The organism is Curtobacterium sp. 'Ferrero' (genome assembly GCF_002412165.1).
Classification (GTDB): domain Bacteria; phylum Actinomycetota; class Actinomycetes; order Actinomycetales; family Microbacteriaceae; genus Curtobacterium.
Genome location: NZ_NXIA01000034.1, coordinates 1 through 15,686, shown reverse-complemented (window position 1 = coordinate 15,686; position 15,686 = coordinate 1). Strand labels below are relative to the sequence as shown.

The following is a 15,686-nucleotide window of genomic DNA, read 5'->3' as shown; positions in this document are numbered from 1 at the left end:
GCGGGGGCGCGCGGGGGCGCGCGGCGGCGCGGGGCGCGGCCTCGGCGCCTGCCGGTTGCGCGAGGCGGCTGCGAAAGCGACAGTGTTGGTGCCCCGGCGCGCGTCGTTGACGCGAAAGCGACAGGGTCGTCGAGCCGGACCGCAGCGAACTGTCGCTTTCGCGGTTGTGCGCGCGCAGGGCGGGCGGCGGCGCGCCGGGCTCGACCACCCACCGGACGGGAGGCACGGTGCCAGCCGGTGCCGTGCCTCCCGTCCGACGGAGGCTGGGTCCGCATCACGAAGGCGACAGGTACGTCGCCCGCGTCTGCACCGGTGCTGCGGAAGCGACAGATCCCTGCGGCGGAACCGCAGGGATCTGTCGCTTTCGCGCCGCCCTGGCGCCCGAAGCGCGCGGCGCGCCGCGCCGCGCTCAGCGCGCCGTGTGCGGGTGCGCGCTCAACTCCTCCGCGACGAGGAACGCCAGCTCGAGCGACTGCATGTGGTTCAGCCGCGGGTCGCACAGGGACTCGTACCGGGTCGCGAGCGTGGCCTCGTCGATCTGCTCGGAACCGCCCAGGCACTCCGTGACGTCGTCCCCCGTCAGCTCGACGTGCATGCCGCCGGGGTACGTGCCGACCTCGCGGTGCGCCTCGAAGAAGCCGAGGACCTCGTCCACGACGTCGTCGAACCGACGGGTCTTGTAGCCGGTCGGGGTGGTGAGGCCGTTGCCGTGCATGGGATCGGTCACCCAGAGCGGGTTCGCGTCCATGCCCTTGATGGCCGCGAGGAGCTTCGGCAGCTCGTCGCGGATCTTGCCGGCGCCCATGCGGGTGATGAAGGTGAGGCGTCCGGGCTCGCGGTTCGGGTCGAGCTTCTCGACGAGGGCCTTCATGTCGTCGACCGAGGTGGTCGGACCGAGCTTGACGCCGATGGGGTTCCGGACGCGCGACAGGAAGTCGACGTGGGCGCCGTCGATGTCGCGGGTCCGCTCGCCGATCCAGATGAAGTGGCCGGAGGTGTCGTAGGCCTGCCCGGAGCGGGAGTCGATCCGGGTCATCGGGCGCTCGTAGTCCATGAGCAGGCCCTCGTGCGAGGCGTAGAACTCGACGTGCTTCAGCTCGTCGAAGTCGGCCCCGCAGGCGTCCATGAAGCGGATCGCGCGGTCGATCTCCTTGGCCAGGTGCTCGTACCGGGCGTTCGCCGGGTTCGAGGCGAAGCCCTTGTTCCACGAGTGCACCTGGCGGAGGTCGGCGAACCCGCCCTGGGTGAAGGCGCGGACGAGGTTCAGCGTCGACGCAGCCGTGTGGTACCCCTGCACGAGGCGGCGGGGGTCGGCCTGCCGGCTCTCGGGCGTGAAGTCGTAGCCGTTCACGATGTCGCCGCGGTAGGCGGGCAGCGTGACGTCGCCACGGGTCTCGAAGTCGCTCGAGCGGGGCTTGGCGAACTGTCCCGCCATGCGCCCCATCTTGATGACGGGCATCGACGCGCCGTAGGTGAGCACGACGGCCATCTGCAGGATCGTCTTGACCCGGTCGCGGATGGAGTCGGCGGTGGCGCCGGCGAAGGTCTCGGCGCAGTCACCGCCCTGCAGCAGGAACGCCCGGCCCTGGGCCGCGGCGGCGAGGCGGTCGCGGAGCTTGTCGACCTCGCCCGCGAACACGAGCGGCGGCAGCGTGGCGATCTCGGCGGAGGCGGCCTCGGCCGCGACGGGGTCCGGCCAGGTGGGCTGCTGCTTGATCGGGAGCGTCCGCCAGTAGTCGAGGCCCTCGATCACGTCCGGATCCTGCAGGGCGACGAAGTCGGTCGACTCGGACAAGGGCGGTACCTCGGTGTTCTGACGCGTGCGGCCGGTCGGGACCGGCATCCGGACGGGGTGCCCGGACCGTCTGAGCCTACCGTCCGGAGACGCCGCCCCGCTCCTTCATGACCTGCTCGCGCGCGGAGCTCGCCCGTTCCTTGACGCTCGTCGCATAGACGTCGACGTACTCCTGCTTGCTCAGCCCGGCGAGCTCGTGCATGACCTCGTCGGTGACGCTGCGCAGGATGAACCGGTCCGTCTCGAACCCCTGGAACCGCGAGAAGTCGAGCGGCTTGCCGAACACCACGCCGACGCGCTTGAACTTCGGGAACTTCTGGCCGATCTGCTGGACCTCACGGGTGCCGACCATGGCGACCGGGACGACGAGCACGCGGCCCTCGAGGATCATCCGGGCGATGCCGGTGCGGCCGCGGTAGAGCTTGCCGTCCGGACTGCGCGTGCCCTCCGGGTAGATGCCGAGCTGCTCCCCGCGTGCCAGCACCTGCAGGCCGGTGCGCAGGGACGCCTCGGACGCCTTGCCGCCCGACCGGTCGATCGGCAGCTGTCCGATGGCGTTGAAGAACGTCTTGGTGGCCCAGCCCTTCAGGCCGCGGCCGGTGAAGTAGTCGCTCTTCGCGAGGAACGAGATCCGACGGTCGAGCACGGCCGGCAGGATCACCGAGTCGATGAACGAGATGTGGTTCGACGCGAAGATCACCGGGCCCTTGGCCGGGACGTGCTCCCGACCCACGACCCACGGCCGGAAGAGCGTGAGGATCAGCGGGCCGAGCAGGAAGTTCTTCAGCAGCCAGTAGGTCATCATCGACTCCAGTTCGGGACGGGCATCCGCGGCGACGGGACCGAGCCGGATCCTACGCCGTGCGGGCGTGGATGCGGGCGAGGTCCGCGGCGCCGACGACGCCGGCGTCGTTCACGAGCTCCGCGATCACGAAGTCCGGCTCCGGGTGGTACCCGCGGGCCGGGAGGTTGCCGAGGTAGGCCTGCCTGATCGGCTCGAGCAGCCGGTCGCCCGCGCTCGCGACGCCGCCGCCGAAGACGAACAGCTGCGGGTCGAGCACGGCGGACAGCGAGGCGCAGGCCTCGCCGAGGTGCCGACCGAGCCGCCGGAGCGCCGCGAGGGCGCCCGGGTCGTCCGCGAGGATCAGGTCGCCCACGATCTTGCCGTCGAGGTGGCCGCCGTTCTGCTCGCGCGCGTCGGCGAGGGCGGACCCGATGCCGCCCGCGTCGGCGACGTCGTTCGCCATGCGCTGCAGTGCGCGCCCCGAGCCGTACTGCTCGATGCAGCCGCGCGCACCGCACCCGCACGGCAGGCCGTTCGGGACGATCCGGAGGTGACCGATCTCGCCGCCCGTGCCGAAGCCGCCGCGGAACAGCCGGTCCTCGGTCACGATCGCTCCGCCGACGCCGGTGCCGATCGTCAGCATGGTCATGTCGGACACGAGCCGCCCCGCGCCGAAGCGGAACTCCGCCCAGCCCGCCGCGTTGGCGTCGTTGTCGACGGTGATGTGCAGGTCGCCGATGCGCTCCTGGAGCTTCTGCCGCAGGGGCTCGTTCCGCCAGCGGATGTTCGGCGTGTAGTAGACGATCGACTGCGACGCGTCGATGAAGCCCGGCGCCGCGACCCCGACTGCACTGACCTCGTGCGAGGCCCGCAGCCGCGTGACCATGGTCACGACGTCGTCGAGCATGGCGTCCGGGTCCGCAGCGTTCGTGGCGACGCGGTCCTCGGCGAGGATCTCGCCGAGCTCCGTGACGACCGCTCCCGCGATCTTGGTGCCCCCGATGTCGATTCCGATGGCGTGCACGGTCCACGAGCCTACCGGTTCGCGGTGTCCACACCGAACGCTCGGCTTCCTCCACGACCTTCTCCTGCGCGGCCCCCTATGCTGGCGGTGTCGCCTCGACGATGAGGCGCACTCGAATCGAACCGGCCGACGAGGGAGTCACCGTGAACGATCAGCGACCCGAGCGCCTCACCACCGCCGCCACCACCGGGCCCGGCGAGCGGTCTGCCGCGACCCCGCCGAGCGGCGCACCCGCCCAGTCCCCGGCCGGGAGGCACGCCTCGCGTCCCAGCGCGGGTCCCGTCGCGCCGGACCACGGTTCCGCAGCGCGCCTCCTGACGGAGCGCGCCCGGCTCACGCCGGACCGTCCGATCCTGGCGGAGCGACACGGCGACACCTGGACCCCGATCACCGCGGCCGACACCCTCGCCCGGGTCCGAGCCATCGCGAAGGGCTTCGTGGCCGCCGGCCTGCAGCCGGGGGCGCACATCGCGATCCTGTCCCGCACCCGGCTCGAGTGGACGCTCGTCGACTTCGCCGCATGGACCGCCGGACTGGTCTCGGTGCCGGTGTACGAGACGAGCTCGCCCGACCAGATCCGCTGGATCCTCTCCGACTCCGAGGCCGTCGCCATCGTCGTCGAGCAGGAGCAGCACGCCCGCCGGGTCGCCGGCATCGCCCCCGACCTGCCGCACCTCGGCCAGCACTGGACGATGGACGGCGGCGGCCTCGACGACCTCGCCCGGCTCGGCGAGGACGTCAGCGACGAGGAGCTCGACGCCCGCACCGCCGCGGTGCACGGGCACGACGACGCGACGATCATCTACACGTCGGGCACCACCGGTCGACCGAAGGGCTGCGTGCTCCGGCACGACAACTTCACCGGGACCGTCGAGGGTGCGTCCGACGCCATGCCGGAGGTGATCGCGGACGGGTCCTCCACGCTGCTCTTCATCCCGATGGCCCACGTGTTCGCCCGCTTCATCGCGGTGATGTCGCTCTCCGCCGGTGTGATGGTCGGCCACGAGCCCGACACCAAGGACCTCATGCGGGCGGTGTCGACCTTCAAGCCGACGTTCCTGCTCGCCGTGCCGCGGGTGTTCGAGAAGATCTACAACTCCGCCGAGCAGAAGGCGGACCTCGGCGGCAAGGGCCGGATCTTCCGCGCGGCGGCGGCCACCGCGGTCGCGCACTCGGAGGCGCTCGCCACGGGGAAGGTCCCGCTCGGACTCCGCCTCCGCTTCCGTCTGTTCGACCGGCTGGTCTACGCCAAGCTCCGCGACGCGATCGGCGGACGGGTGCGCTACGCGGTGAGCGGGTCGGCGCCGCTGTCCCCGCGCCTGTCGCACTTCTTCCGCTCCATCGGCGTCCTCATCCTCGAGGGCTACGGCCTCACCGAGACGACCGCACCGGCCACCGTGAACCGCGCCGCCGAGCTCCGCATCGGGACCGTCGGCCGCGCGCTGCCCGGGGTCGAGGTCCGCATCGCCGACGACGGAGAGATCCTCATCCGCGGTGTCGACGTGTTCGACCGGTACTGGCACAACGAGGAGGCCACCGAGAAGGCGTTCGCCGACGGCTGGTTCCGCACCGGCGACCTCGGCCGACTCGACGCCGACGGGGTGCTGACGGTCACCGGCCGCGCGAAGGAGCTCATCGTCACCGCCAGCGGCAAGAACGTCGCTCCGGCCCCGCTCGAGGACGCCATCCGCGAGCACCCCGTCGTCGGGCAGGCGATCGTCGTCGGCGAGGGCAAGCCGTTCGTCGCCGCCCTCGTGACGCTCGACCGCGAGATGCTCCCGGGCTGGTGCGAGGCGCGCGGCATCTCCCCCGTGCTGAGCCCGCACGAGGCGGCCTACGACGAGCGCGTCCACCAGGCCGTGCAGGAGGCGATCGACGCCGCCAACCAGCGGGTGTCCCGTGCGGAGTCGGTCCGGTCGTTCACGATCCTCGACACCGAGCTCACGGAGGCGTCGGGGCACCTCACGCCGAAGCTCACGATCAAGCGGTCGGTGGTGCTGCGGGACTTCGCCGCCGACGTCGAGCACATCTACTCCGGCTCGAAGGTGCAGACGACGGCCACCCCGGTCGTCACCAGCCGAGGTCGTCGCCCCCGCGCCTAGCCCGCTGCCGTTCCGCTCGTGGTTGGCCGTTCCGCTCGTGGTTGGCCGAACCGCTCGTGGTTGGTTGTTCCTCCCGGCCTCCTACGAGCGATTCGGCTTCCTACTGCGGGTGCGATGGGCAGGAACGCTCGTGGGTGACCAGATCGCTCGTCGGTAACCGGACCGCTCCAGGGCGGCCGGATCGTGCGTACGCGGCCGAACCGCTCGTGGTTGGCCGAACCGCTCGTGGTGGGCCGTTCCTCCCGACCTCCTACGAGCGATTCGGCTTCCTACTGCGGGTGCGATGGGCAGGAACGCTCGCGGGCGGCCGGATCGCTCGTGGGTGACCAGAACGCTCGTCGGTGACCGAACCGCCCAACGGTGGCGGGATCGCTCGTGGTTGGTCGTTCCTCCCGGCCTCCTACGAGCGATTCGGCTACCTACTGCGGGTGCGATGGGCAGGATCGCTCGTGGGTGACCAGATCGCTCGTCGGTGACCGAACCGCTCCAGGGCAGCCGGATCGCTCGTGGTTGGTCGTTCCTTCCGACCTCCTACGAGCGATTCGGCTTCCTACTGCGGGTGCGATGGGCAGGAACGCTCGCCGTCGGCTGTTCCCGGTGACGCACTGGGCCCCCGTCACCGGTTCCGGGGCGACGCGCCAGCGGCGGCCCGGCCGTGCCGACGGGGAGAGGCCCGGTGCCGGTCTCCTGGACCGGCACCGGGCCTCCAGTGCGTCTGTTCGTGTGTGCGGGCGCGACGCGCCCCGCCTCAGCTCGCCTGCGGCTGCTCCGCGACGGGGGCGTCGAGGACCGCGGTCGCAGAGGTGGTCACGGGGACCGCCTCGGGCCGGCGGTTGGTGCGGGTGCGGTGGGAGCTGAGCTCGTTGTCCTGAGCGGCCATGATGCTGTCCTGGGGGTGATGGGTACGACGTCGGTGGGGAGCCGACGACGGTACGGTACCCCTCTCGTGCAACCGGTGGCCAATCCCCCGTGGGGGTGTCACCGGACCGGGTGTCCGCGGCCTAGTGGAACCAGTCCTGCGCGCGGATGTCGCGGAGCGCCTGCCGCCGCACCTCGGGGTCGAGCGTCATCACGTAGACGGTGCCGTCGAGGTGGTCGACCTCGTGCTGCAGGGCCTCCGCCATGAGCCCGTCGCCCTCGAGGACGACCTCGTTGCCGTCGACGTCGACCCCGCGGACCTTCGCGTGCGGGTACCGCCTGGTCGGGTAGCCGAGACCGGGGACGGAGAGGCAGCCCTCGTCCATGAGGACGGGGTCGCCGGAGACCTCGACGACCTCGGGGTTGAGGACGTAGCCGACCTCGCCGTCGACGTTGTACGAGAAGGCACGCAGGCCGACACCGATCTGCGGTGCGGCCACGCCGGCGCGGCCGGGCTCCTTGACGGTGTCGATGAGGTCCTGCACGAGGTCTCGGACGCCCTGCGAGCCGAGCGCGTCGGGTCGGATCGGGTCGGCCGGGGAACGGAGGACGGGGTCGCCGAACAGGCGGATGGGACGGACGGTCACGTTACTGCAGCACCACCAGGAGGTCTCCGGCGTCGACCTGTTGCGTCACCGGGATCGCGAGTCGGCCGACGGTGCCCGCGACGGGCGCCGTGATGGCCGCTTCCATCTTCATCGCCTCGATGGTCGCCACGGCCTGACCGGCCGCGACGACGTCACCGACGGCGACCTTGAGCGTCACGACGCCGGAGAACGGCGCCGCCACGTGCTTGGGGTCGGACGGGTCCGCCTTCTCGGCGGCCTTCGTCTCGACCTCGATCGAGCGGTCGCGGACGGCCACCGGGCGGAGTTGCCCGTTGAGGGTCGCCATGACCGTGCGCACCCCGCGCTCGTCCGCCTCACCGATGGCCTCGAGCCCGACGAACAGGTCGACGCCCCTGCCGAGCGGCACGGTGTGCTCCTGGCCGGGCCGGAGTCCGTAGAGGTAGTCGACCGTGGGGACGACCGAGAGGTCCCCGTACTGCTGCCGGACGGCCTCGAACTGCCGGGTCGGCTGCGGGAAGAGGAGCCGGTTCAGCGCCTGCTGTCGTGCCGGACCGGGGGTGTCCAGGTGCGCGCGCTCGGCGTCGGGCACCGGTGTGACCTCGATCCGGACGTCGCGGCCCGCGAGCACCTTCGACCGGAACGGTTCGGGCCAGCCGCCGGGCAGGTCGCCGAGCTCCCCCGCCATGAAGCCGATGACGGAGTCCGGGATGTCGTACTGCTCCGGGTGCTGCTCGAAGTGCTCAGGGTCGGCGTCGACGGCGGCGAGCTGCAGCGCGAGGTCGCCGACGACCTTCGAGGACGGCGTGACCTTGGTCGGGCGGCCGAGGATGCGGTTCGCCTCGGCGTACCAGTCCTCGACCTGCTCGAAGCGGTCGCCGAGGCCCAGCGCGATGGCCTGCTGCCGGAGGTTCGACAGCTGTCCGCCGGGGATCTCGTGCCGGTAGACACGCCCGGTCGGCCCGGGGAGCCCGGACTCGAACGGGGCGTACACGCGGCGGACCGCCTCCCAGTAGGGCTCGAGGTCCCCGACCGCGGCGAGGTCGAGGCCGGTGTCACGGTCGGTGTGCGCGAGGGCGGCGACGAGCGCGGACATGCTCGGCTGGCTCGTCGTGCCCGCCATCGGGGCCGCGGCGACGTCCACGGCGTCCGCCCCGGCCCGCGCGGCAGCGAGGAGGGTCGCGAGCTGGCCGCCGGCGGTGTCGTGCGTGTGGACGTGCACCGGCTGGTCGAACCGCTCGCGCAGCGCGGCGACGAGCCGCTCGGCGGCGCCGGCCCGGAGCAGCCCGGCCATGTCCTTGATGCCGATCACGTGGGCGCCCGCCTCGACCATCTGCTCGGCGAGGCGGAGGTAGTAGTCGAGCGTGTAGAGGTCCTCCGCCGGGTCGAGGAGGTCACCGGAGTAGCAGAGCGCCGCCTCCGCGACGGCCGTGTCGGTGGCGAGCACTGCCTCCAGGGCGGGACGCAACTGGCTGACGTCGTTCAGCGCGTCGAACACGCGGAACACGTCGACGCCGCTGGCGGCGGCCTCCGCCACGAAGGCGTCGGTCACCTCCGTCGGGTAGGGCGTGTAGCCGACCGTGTTGCGGCCGCGCAGCAGCATCTGGATCGGGATGTTCGGCATCGCCGCGCGGAGCGCGGTCAGGCGCTCCCACGGGTCCTCGCCGAGGAAGCGGAGCGCGACGTCGTAGGTCGCGCCGCCCCAGGCCTCCATCGAGAGCAGCTGCGGGGTGAGCCGGGCGACGGCGGGGGCGACCGCGACGAGGTCCTTCGTGCGGACCCGGGTCGCGAGGAGCGACTGGTGGGCGTCGCGCATCGTGGTCTCGGTGACGGCGAGGGCGGTCTGCTCGCGGAGGGCACGGGCCCAGCCGGCCGGACCGAGCTCCAGGAGCCGGTCGCGCTGCCCGGGCTGCGGGGCGACGGACAGGTCGACCGCGGGCAGCTTCTCGCTCGGCTCGACGGTCTGCGGGCGCCGCTCGCCGTTCGGCTTGTTCACCGTGACGTCGGCGAGCCAGTGCACGATCTTCGTGCCGCGGTCCTTCGACACGTGGCCGCCGAACAACTGCGGTCGCTCCTCGATGAACTTCGTGGAGACGTCGCCGCGGGCGAAGTCCGGGTCCTCGAGCACGGCCTGGAGGAACGGGATGTTCGTGCTCACGCCGCGGATGCGGAACTCGGCGAGGGCGCGCTTCGCCCGGGCCACCGCCGCCGGGAAGTCCCGGCCGCGACAGGTCATCTTCGCGAGCATCGAGTCGAAGTGCGGGCTGATCTGGGCACCGGTCGCGATCGTGCCGCCGTCGAGCCGGACGCCCGCGCCGCCGGGGCTCCGGTACGTGGTGATCTTGCCCGTGTCCGGTCGGAAGCCCTGCGTCGGGTCCTCGGTCGTGATGCGGGTCTGCAGCGCTGCGCCGTGCACGGACACCGTGTCCTGCGACAGGCCGAGGTCGGCGAGCGTCTCCCCCGCGGCGATCCGCATCTGCGACTGCACGAGGTCGACGTCGGTCACTTCCTCGGTCACGGTGTGCTCGACCTGGATGCGCGGGTTCATCTCGATGAAGACGTGCTGACCGGCCCGCTCGCCCTCGGTGTCGAGGAGGAACTCCACGGTGCCGGCGTTCACGTAGCCGATCGACCGGGCGAAAGCGACGGCGTCGCGGTGGAGCGCCGCCGCGGTCGACGGGTCGAGGTTCGGCGCGGGGGCGATCTCGACGACCTTCTGGTTGCGCCGCTGGACCGAGCAGTCACGCTCGTGGAGGTGGATGGTGCCGGCGTCGTCACCGGTGGCGTCCGCCAGGATCTGCACCTCGATGTGCCGCGGCCGGATGACCGCCTGTTCGAGGAACATCGTCGGGTCGCCGAAGGCACTGTCGGCCTCGCGCATGGCCGCTTCCAGCGCTTCCCGGAGCGATTCCTTCGTCTCGACCCGGCGCATGCCGCGACCACCGCCGCCGGCCACGGCCTTCGCGAAGACCGGGAAGCCGATCGCGTCCGCGCCCGCCAGGAGCTCCTCGATGTCCCGGCTCGCCGGGGTGCTGGCCAGCACGGGGACGCCGGCCGCGATCGCGTGCTCCTTCGCGGTCACCTTGTTGCCGGCCATCTCGAGCACGTGCTCGCCCGGGCCGATGAAGGTGATGCCGTTCCTCGCCGCCGCGGCCGCGAGCTCGGGGTTCTCGGACAGGAAGCCGTAGCCGGGGTAGATCGCGTCGGCACCGGACTCCCGCGCCACGCGGATGATCTCCGAGACGTCCAGGTAGGCGCGGACGGGGTGGCCCGGCTCGCCGATCAGGTACGCTTCGTCCGCCTTCAACCGGTGCAGGGAGTTGCGGTCCTCGTACGGGTAGACCGCCACGGTACGGGCACCCAGTTCGTACGCCGCTCGGAATGCACGGATGGCGATCTCGCCACGGTTCGCCACGAGGATCTTGCTGAACACGAGGTCCCTTTCAGCCCGGGTTGAGGTGAGACAACCCTAGTCGCGGTAACGTTGCTCACCGTGCATGTACTCAGCGTGAGCTCCCTCAAGGGTGGTGTCGGAAAGACGACGGTGACGCTCGGCCTGACATCGGCCGCGTTCGCCAAGGGACTGCGCACGCTGGTGGTCGACCTCGACCCGCAGTCGGACGTCTCGACGGGCCTCGACATCAACCTCGCCGGCCACCTCAACGTCGCCGACGTGCTCGAGAACCCGAAGGAGAAGATCGTCCGCCAGGCGATCGCCCCGTCGGGGTGGACGAAGGGCTCCCAGGGCAAGATCGACGTCATGGTCGGATCGCCCTCGGCCATCAACTTCGACGGCCCGCACCCGTCGATCCGCGACATCTGGAAGCTCGAAGAGGCCCTCGCGAACGTCGAGCAGGACTACGAACTCGTCCTCATCGACTGCGCTCCGTCACTGAACGCCCTCACGCGCACCGCGTGGGCGGCGTCCGACCGGGTGACCGTCGTCACCGAGCCCGGGCTCTTCTCCGTCGCCGCCGCCGACCGTGCACTCCGTGCCATCGAGGAGATCCGCCGCGGCCTCTCCCCCCGACTCCAGCCGCTCGGCATCATCGTGAACCGGGCCCGCGTGCAGTCGCTCGAGCACCAGTTCCGCATCAAGGAACTCCGCGACATGTTCGGGCCGCTCGTGCTCTCGCCGCAGCTGCCGGAGCGCACGTCGCTGCAGCAGGCGCAGGGTGCGGCGAAGCCGTTGCACGTGTGGCCGGGTGAGTCGGCGCAGGAGATGGCGAAGAACTTCGACCAGCTGCTCGAGCGGATCATGCGGACGGGCAAGATCGGTCCCTACGCCGAGGGCGGCGCGGCCTAGGCGCTGCGGGGTCGGGGGGCGGCGGGCGCGGGGGCGTTGGGCGGCCCTGGCGTCAGGTTCCGAAATTTCGGCATCTGGCACGTCCGACGGCCCCCACGCGGAACCTCGGCGACCCGCGCCCGGCGAGTCGTGGAACCTCGGGCACACCGCCCAAGGCGCGCATCGGCGACATCGGGGCTCGCAGGGGGCTGCGGGCCGGGTGGGCACCCGGGTCGCGGCCGCACCTGAGACGCGTGGTCGCGGTCGCACGACATGCCGCTCATCTCCGCGGTGATCGCACCAGGTGTCGCCACGAGCACCCGCGCGCGACAGTTCCTGCGACCGCGACGATCGTCGCGACGGCGACGGACCGCCACGAACGTCACGACGGCGACGGACCGCGACTCTTACTGCGACCGTCACGACCGACACGACCGCCACGACCGCGACGACGGCGACGGACCGCCACGACCGCCACGACATGCACGACCGCTACGCACCATCACCCGGCTCACGCAGGCTGAACGACCGCGGACCGAGCACCCGCGACGCCTCCCTCAGGACGAGGCCGCAGCCCTCAGGACGCGCGCGACGCCCGCCGCGCAGCGAGCTCGTCGGCAGGATCGGCCGCCGGCGCCGCATCGAGCTCCACGAGCGACGACTCGACCTCGCGCAGCACCTTGCCCACCGCGATGCCGAACACGCCCTGCCCTCGGGAGACCAGGTCGATGACCTCGTCGTCGGAGGTGCAGAGGTACACCGACGCCCCGTCGGACATGAGCGTCGTCTGCGCGAGGTCGGAGACACCGCTCTCACGCAGCTGGTTGACCGCCGTGCGGATCTGCTGCAGGGAGATACCGGTGTCGAGCAGTCGCTTGACGAGCTTGAGCACGAGGATGTCGCGGAAGCCGTAGAGCCGCTGCGACCCGGAGCCGGCAGCACCGCGGATCGTCGGCTGCACGAGTTCGGTCCGTGCCCAGTAGTCGAGCTGGCGGTAGGAGATGCCGGCTGCCCGTGCGGCGACGGTGCCGCGGTAGCCGTTCTGCTCGTCGTGCTCGGGCATGCCGTCGGTGAAGAGCAGCCCGAGGTCGTACCGTGTCATCTCCGACCCGGTACCGGGGGTGTCAGTCCCACTCATGCGCTTGCCTTCCACGACGATCGAGCCCCCACCCGAAGCTTCAACGCCGGGTTGAGAGTTGTTCCGAGGTCCACGGTAGCGACTCCGAGCCGTCGCACGCGGCACATCCGCTCCGGCGCGTCCGGCGTGTCGAGGATACGCCCGCCCCTCTGACACCCGCCAGCGTACGGAGCACCCGCACGACACCCCACGACGGCTCCGCTCATGCGTCGAGGCGCCCGATCGCCGACCGGATGAGCTGCGACCGGATGGTCTCGAGGTGCCCGGCGATCTCACGCGCGAGCTCCGTCGCCTTCGCCCGGGAAGTGGCGTCACCGCGCCGCGACACCGGCATCAGCGCGGACTCGATGAGCCCCACCTCGCGCTCCGCGGTCGCCCGGAAGGTACGCAGGTGCCGCGGTTCGATCCCGGAACGCTGCAGCTCGACCAGTGCCTTGAGCACGACGACCGCGTCGTCGCCGTAGGTGTCGGCCGCGGGCAACAGCGAGGCGGACACGGCGTCGGAAAGCAGCATCGGCGTCGCTCCAGCCGCGCGGACCGTCTCGTCCCGCGTGTACCGGCGCTCCCGTCCGAGGATCGACGGCTTCGGCGCTTCTCCCCCGCCGGGCAGCGTCGGTTCGCGGCCGGCGTCGAGGTCGGCCAGGTACTCCTTGATGACCTTGAGCGGGAGGTAGTGGTCGCGCTGCAGACCGAGGATGATCCGCAGGCGTTCGACGTCGGACGGCGAGAACTTCCGGTACCCGCTGGCGGTGCGGACCGGCGTGATGAGCTCCCGCTCTTCGAGGAACCGGAGCTTGGACCCGGCGAGGTCCGGGAACTCGGGCTTCAGGCGAGCGAGGACCTGCCCGATCGTGAGCAGTTCCGGCGCCGCGGACCCCGCCCGGGCCGCAGCGGACCGTACGGCCACTACGCGGACGCCAGGCGCGCCAGGTCGACCCGGGAGGCGTAGAAGGTGAGGCGGAACTTGCCGACCTGCACCTCGGAACCGTCGGTGAGCAGGGCTTCGTCGATCCGGGCGCCGTCGAAGTACGTGCCGTTGAGGGACCCGAGGTCCTTCACGGTGAAGCTCGTGCCGTGCCGGAGGAACTGCGCGTGCTTGCGCGACACGGTGACGTCGTCGAGGAAGATGTCTGCGTCGGGGTGCCGGCCGGCGGTCGTGACGTCGGAGTCGAGCAGGAAGCGCGCACCGACGTTCGGCCCGCGTCGCACGACCAGGAGCGCCGATCCGGAGGGCAGCGCGTTGATCGCGTCGCGCTCTTCCGTCGAGACGCCGGACTCGGGCGTGAGGGCCGCCGCTTGCTCCAGGCTGAAGGTCATCGTGGTGTCGACGAGCCGCTGCTGCTGGGTGCGACCGTCGCTGCCTGCCTGACCCTGCTGCGGGACCACTGGATCGGACATCGTGGACCTCCCTCTCTTGGCCCACAAGCGTATCGGAAACGGGTGACCGTGCGAGAGCCCCGAACTGGGCTGGGGAGAACTCGGGAGTGCGCGTTCAGCGAACACCCGAGACATGCCCAGCCAGAGGTGCGCGCAGAACGGACGGGAGGCACGTGGCGGACCCGCCACGTGCCTCCCGTCCGTCATCCGGTCACTTCTGGAGATCCGACAGGATCTCCTTGATCTCCGAGTCCTTGAGCTTCACCCAGGGCGAGCCGTCCGGGTCGCTCGTGGAGGCCTCCGGGCTGTCGCCGGTGTTCCACCACTTCGCCTGGTACGGCACGCCGTCGAAGAGCACCCGGTCGCCGGTGTCGTACTGCTTCGTGCCGGCCCAGTCCGGGTAGGTACCCGCCGGCAGGGTCACCTGCTTGACGGGCTTCTCCCCCTTGAGCACCGGACCGATGATCTGCCACGGGGTCTCGTAGGCGGACAGGACCGGGTTGTCGGGCAGGTCGCCGGAGGTCCACCACTTCGCCTCGTAGACGTTGTGGTGCCAGACGACCTTGGTGCCCTCGAGGTAGGACGCGTCGGCGTTCCACACCGGGTACGGGCTGGTCTTCGGGTCGTCGGTCGGCTGCGCGGTGGCGGAGGGCTCCGCCTTCGTGACGGTCGACGCCGCGGCGACGATCCCGCCGGTGAAGCCCTTGCCGAGGACGTCGGCGAAGAGCACGCCGCCCTGGTCCACCCCGGAGCAGGAGTTGGACACCGTGGACAGGTTGACGTAGTTCGAGCCGCAGGTCGTGTCGCGGTTCAGCGACCACATCGACATCCGGCCGAGCCCGCGCTCCCGGGCCCAGGCGTTGAGCTTCCGGGCGTCGGCGAGCGAGAACACCTCGTCCTGCACGTCGTTCTGCCCGATCATCGGCGTCGCACCCACCTTGTGCCAGAGCGTCGCGTCGCCGAGCGGCGTGCCCGCGCGGCGGTAGAGGACGCCGAGCTGGCGCTGCACCTCCTGCAGGGTCTGGACCGAGGCCGAGTACATTCTCTGGCTCCCGCCCTTGCCGTCGCCGTAGTCCATCGTCATGGCGTTGACGCCCGCGAGGTCGACCCCGGCCTTCAGGAACTGCGCGACCGCGGTGGTGCCGTCGCTCGTCAGGCCGGCGGGTGCCGCCGGCAGCGTGAGCCACACGGCGAGCGGGTGTCCGGCGGCGCGACGGGCGTCCTGCAGCTTCTTGACCGCATTCGCACGCCGCTCACCGGCGTCGTGGTTGGTGAGGTCGTCGCCCTCGACGTCGAAGTCGACCGTGCTGACGTCGTACCGCTGCACGACCGTCTCGTAGGCGTCGACGAGCTGGGACGCATCCGTGCACGTCGTGGCGAGCTCGTCGTTCGCCTGGCCGCCGAACGACACGCCCACCTCGCCCTTCTGCTGCTGCAGCCGCGCGATGCGGCGGTCGAGGTCGAGGGTGTCCGACGCGCCCTGGAGCGAGTACGCGGCACCCCACGTCGGCGTGCACGCCTCGTCGTGGTCGGCGACGACGAACGAGAGCATGACGTCGCGGCCCTTGGCGGACTTGACGTCCTCGAACGCGAACGTCGGGGTCGCGGTCACGTCGGTGTACGCGGCGAACCAGCTCTGCTGGGCACCGGCGGCCTGGGCGGCCTGCCAGCGGCCGAAGCCGACGTAGCCGCCGGCC

13 protein-coding genes are annotated in these 15,686 nt (G+C 71.4%); 2 read left to right on the top strand and 11 right to left on the bottom strand.

The window, feature by feature from the left end; genetic code table 11:
• The 4 genes from Csp2054_RS18400 to Csp2054_RS17035 all read right to left on the bottom strand — a co-directional run.
• A partial coding sequence (locus Csp2054_RS18400) for a hypothetical protein (protein WP_217990954.1) occupies positions 1 to 208 on the bottom strand: 208 nt, incomplete at its 3' end.
• A gap of 201 nt (positions 209 to 409) precedes the next feature.
• Positions 410 to 1,753, bottom strand: a complete 1,344-nt coding sequence (locus tag Csp2054_RS17045; protein WP_176491771.1) for a class II 3-deoxy-7-phosphoheptulonate synthase — start codon at positions 1,751 to 1,753, stop codon at positions 410 to 412.
• A 118-nt stretch (positions 1,754 to 1,871) separates the two neighbouring features.
• Positions 1,872 to 2,597 carry a lysophospholipid acyltransferase family protein gene (locus Csp2054_RS17040; RefSeq protein WP_096900751.1) on the bottom strand — a complete coding sequence of 242 codons (726 nt, stop codon included), beginning with the start codon at positions 2,595 to 2,597 and terminating at the stop codon, positions 1,872 to 1,874.
• Between the two features lie 52 nt (positions 2,598 to 2,649).
• Positions 2,650 to 3,603: an ROK family glucokinase gene (locus Csp2054_RS17035; protein WP_096900750.1), complete on the bottom strand. Its 954-nt coding sequence runs from the start codon at positions 3,601 to 3,603 to the stop codon at positions 2,650 to 2,652.
• Between the two features lie 143 nt (positions 3,604 to 3,746).
• Between Csp2054_RS17035 and Csp2054_RS17030 the strand changes: the two genes are divergently transcribed.
• The gene (locus tag Csp2054_RS17030) at positions 3,747 to 5,705 is read left to right on the top strand and encodes an AMP-dependent synthetase/ligase (protein WP_096900749.1); all 1,959 of its coding nucleotides are present in this window, start codon (positions 3,747 to 3,749) and stop codon (positions 5,703 to 5,705) included.
• 748 nt (positions 5,706 to 6,453) lie between these two features.
• On the opposite strand, the gene Csp2054_RS18630 is transcribed toward Csp2054_RS17030, so the two are convergent.
• The 3 genes from Csp2054_RS18630 to Csp2054_RS17020 form a co-directional block, all read right to left on the bottom strand.
• On the bottom strand, positions 6,454 to 6,585 hold the full coding sequence (locus Csp2054_RS18630) for a hypothetical protein (protein ID WP_255252800.1): 132 nt from the start codon (positions 6,583 to 6,585) through the stop codon (positions 6,454 to 6,456).
• Positions 6,586 to 6,706: 121 nt separating this feature from the next.
• Positions 6,707 to 7,210, bottom strand: coding sequence for a peptide deformylase (locus tag Csp2054_RS17025; protein WP_096900748.1), 504 nt, complete (start codon positions 7,208 to 7,210; stop codon positions 6,707 to 6,709).
• A 1-nt stretch (position 7,211) separates the two neighbouring features.
• Positions 7,212 to 10,622, bottom strand: a complete 3,411-nt coding sequence (locus tag Csp2054_RS17020; RefSeq protein WP_096900747.1) for a pyruvate carboxylase — start codon at positions 10,620 to 10,622, stop codon at positions 7,212 to 7,214.
• A 60-nt stretch (positions 10,623 to 10,682) separates the two neighbouring features.
• Between Csp2054_RS17020 and Csp2054_RS17015 the strand changes: the two genes are divergently transcribed.
• Entirely contained in the window at positions 10,683 to 11,495 is an 813-nt protein-coding gene (locus tag Csp2054_RS17015) for a ParA family protein (protein ID WP_027465232.1), read from the top strand.
• Positions 11,496 to 12,051: 556 nt separating this feature from the next.
• On the opposite strand, the gene Csp2054_RS17010 is transcribed toward Csp2054_RS17015, so the two are convergent.
• The 4 genes from Csp2054_RS17010 to Csp2054_RS16995 form a co-directional block, all read right to left on the bottom strand.
• Positions 12,052 to 12,612 carry a MerR family transcriptional regulator gene (locus tag Csp2054_RS17010; RefSeq protein ID WP_096900746.1) on the bottom strand — a complete coding sequence of 187 codons (561 nt, stop codon included), beginning with the start codon at positions 12,610 to 12,612 and terminating at the stop codon, positions 12,052 to 12,054.
• A gap of 202 nt (positions 12,613 to 12,814) precedes the next feature.
• Positions 12,815 to 13,519: a MerR family transcriptional regulator gene (locus tag Csp2054_RS17005; RefSeq protein ID WP_096900745.1), complete on the bottom strand. Its 705-nt coding sequence runs from the start codon at positions 13,517 to 13,519 to the stop codon at positions 12,815 to 12,817.
• On the bottom strand, positions 13,519 to 13,929 hold the full coding sequence (locus Csp2054_RS17000; protein WP_176491769.1) for an FHA domain-containing protein: 411 nt from the start codon (positions 13,927 to 13,929) through the stop codon (positions 13,519 to 13,521). The genes Csp2054_RS17005 and Csp2054_RS17000 overlap by 1 nt, the downstream gene beginning before the upstream one ends.
• 271 nt (positions 13,930 to 14,200) lie before the next feature.
• Positions 14,201 to 15,686 (bottom strand): chitinase (locus Csp2054_RS16995; RefSeq protein ID WP_141399314.1); only part of this gene is annotated, 1,486 nt, incomplete at its 5' end.

What these genes read in the sequence shown, in the direction of transcription:
- Csp2054_RS17040 (WP_096900751.1), bottom strand. Translation starts at nt 2,597, where the DNA reads ATGACCTACTGGCTGCTGAAGAACTTCCTGCTCGGCCCGCTGATCCTC.
- Csp2054_RS18630 (WP_255252800.1), bottom strand. Translation starts at nt 6,585, where the DNA reads ATGGCCGCTCAGGACAACGAGCTCAGCTCCCACCGCACCCGCACCAAC.
- Csp2054_RS17010 (WP_096900746.1), bottom strand. Translation starts at nt 12,612, where the DNA reads ATGAGTGGGACTGACACCCCCGGTACCGGGTCGGAGATGACACGGTAC.
- Csp2054_RS17000 (WP_176491769.1), bottom strand. Translation starts at nt 13,929, where the DNA reads ATGACCTTCAGCCTGGAGCAAGCGGCGGCCCTCACGCCCGAGTCCGGC.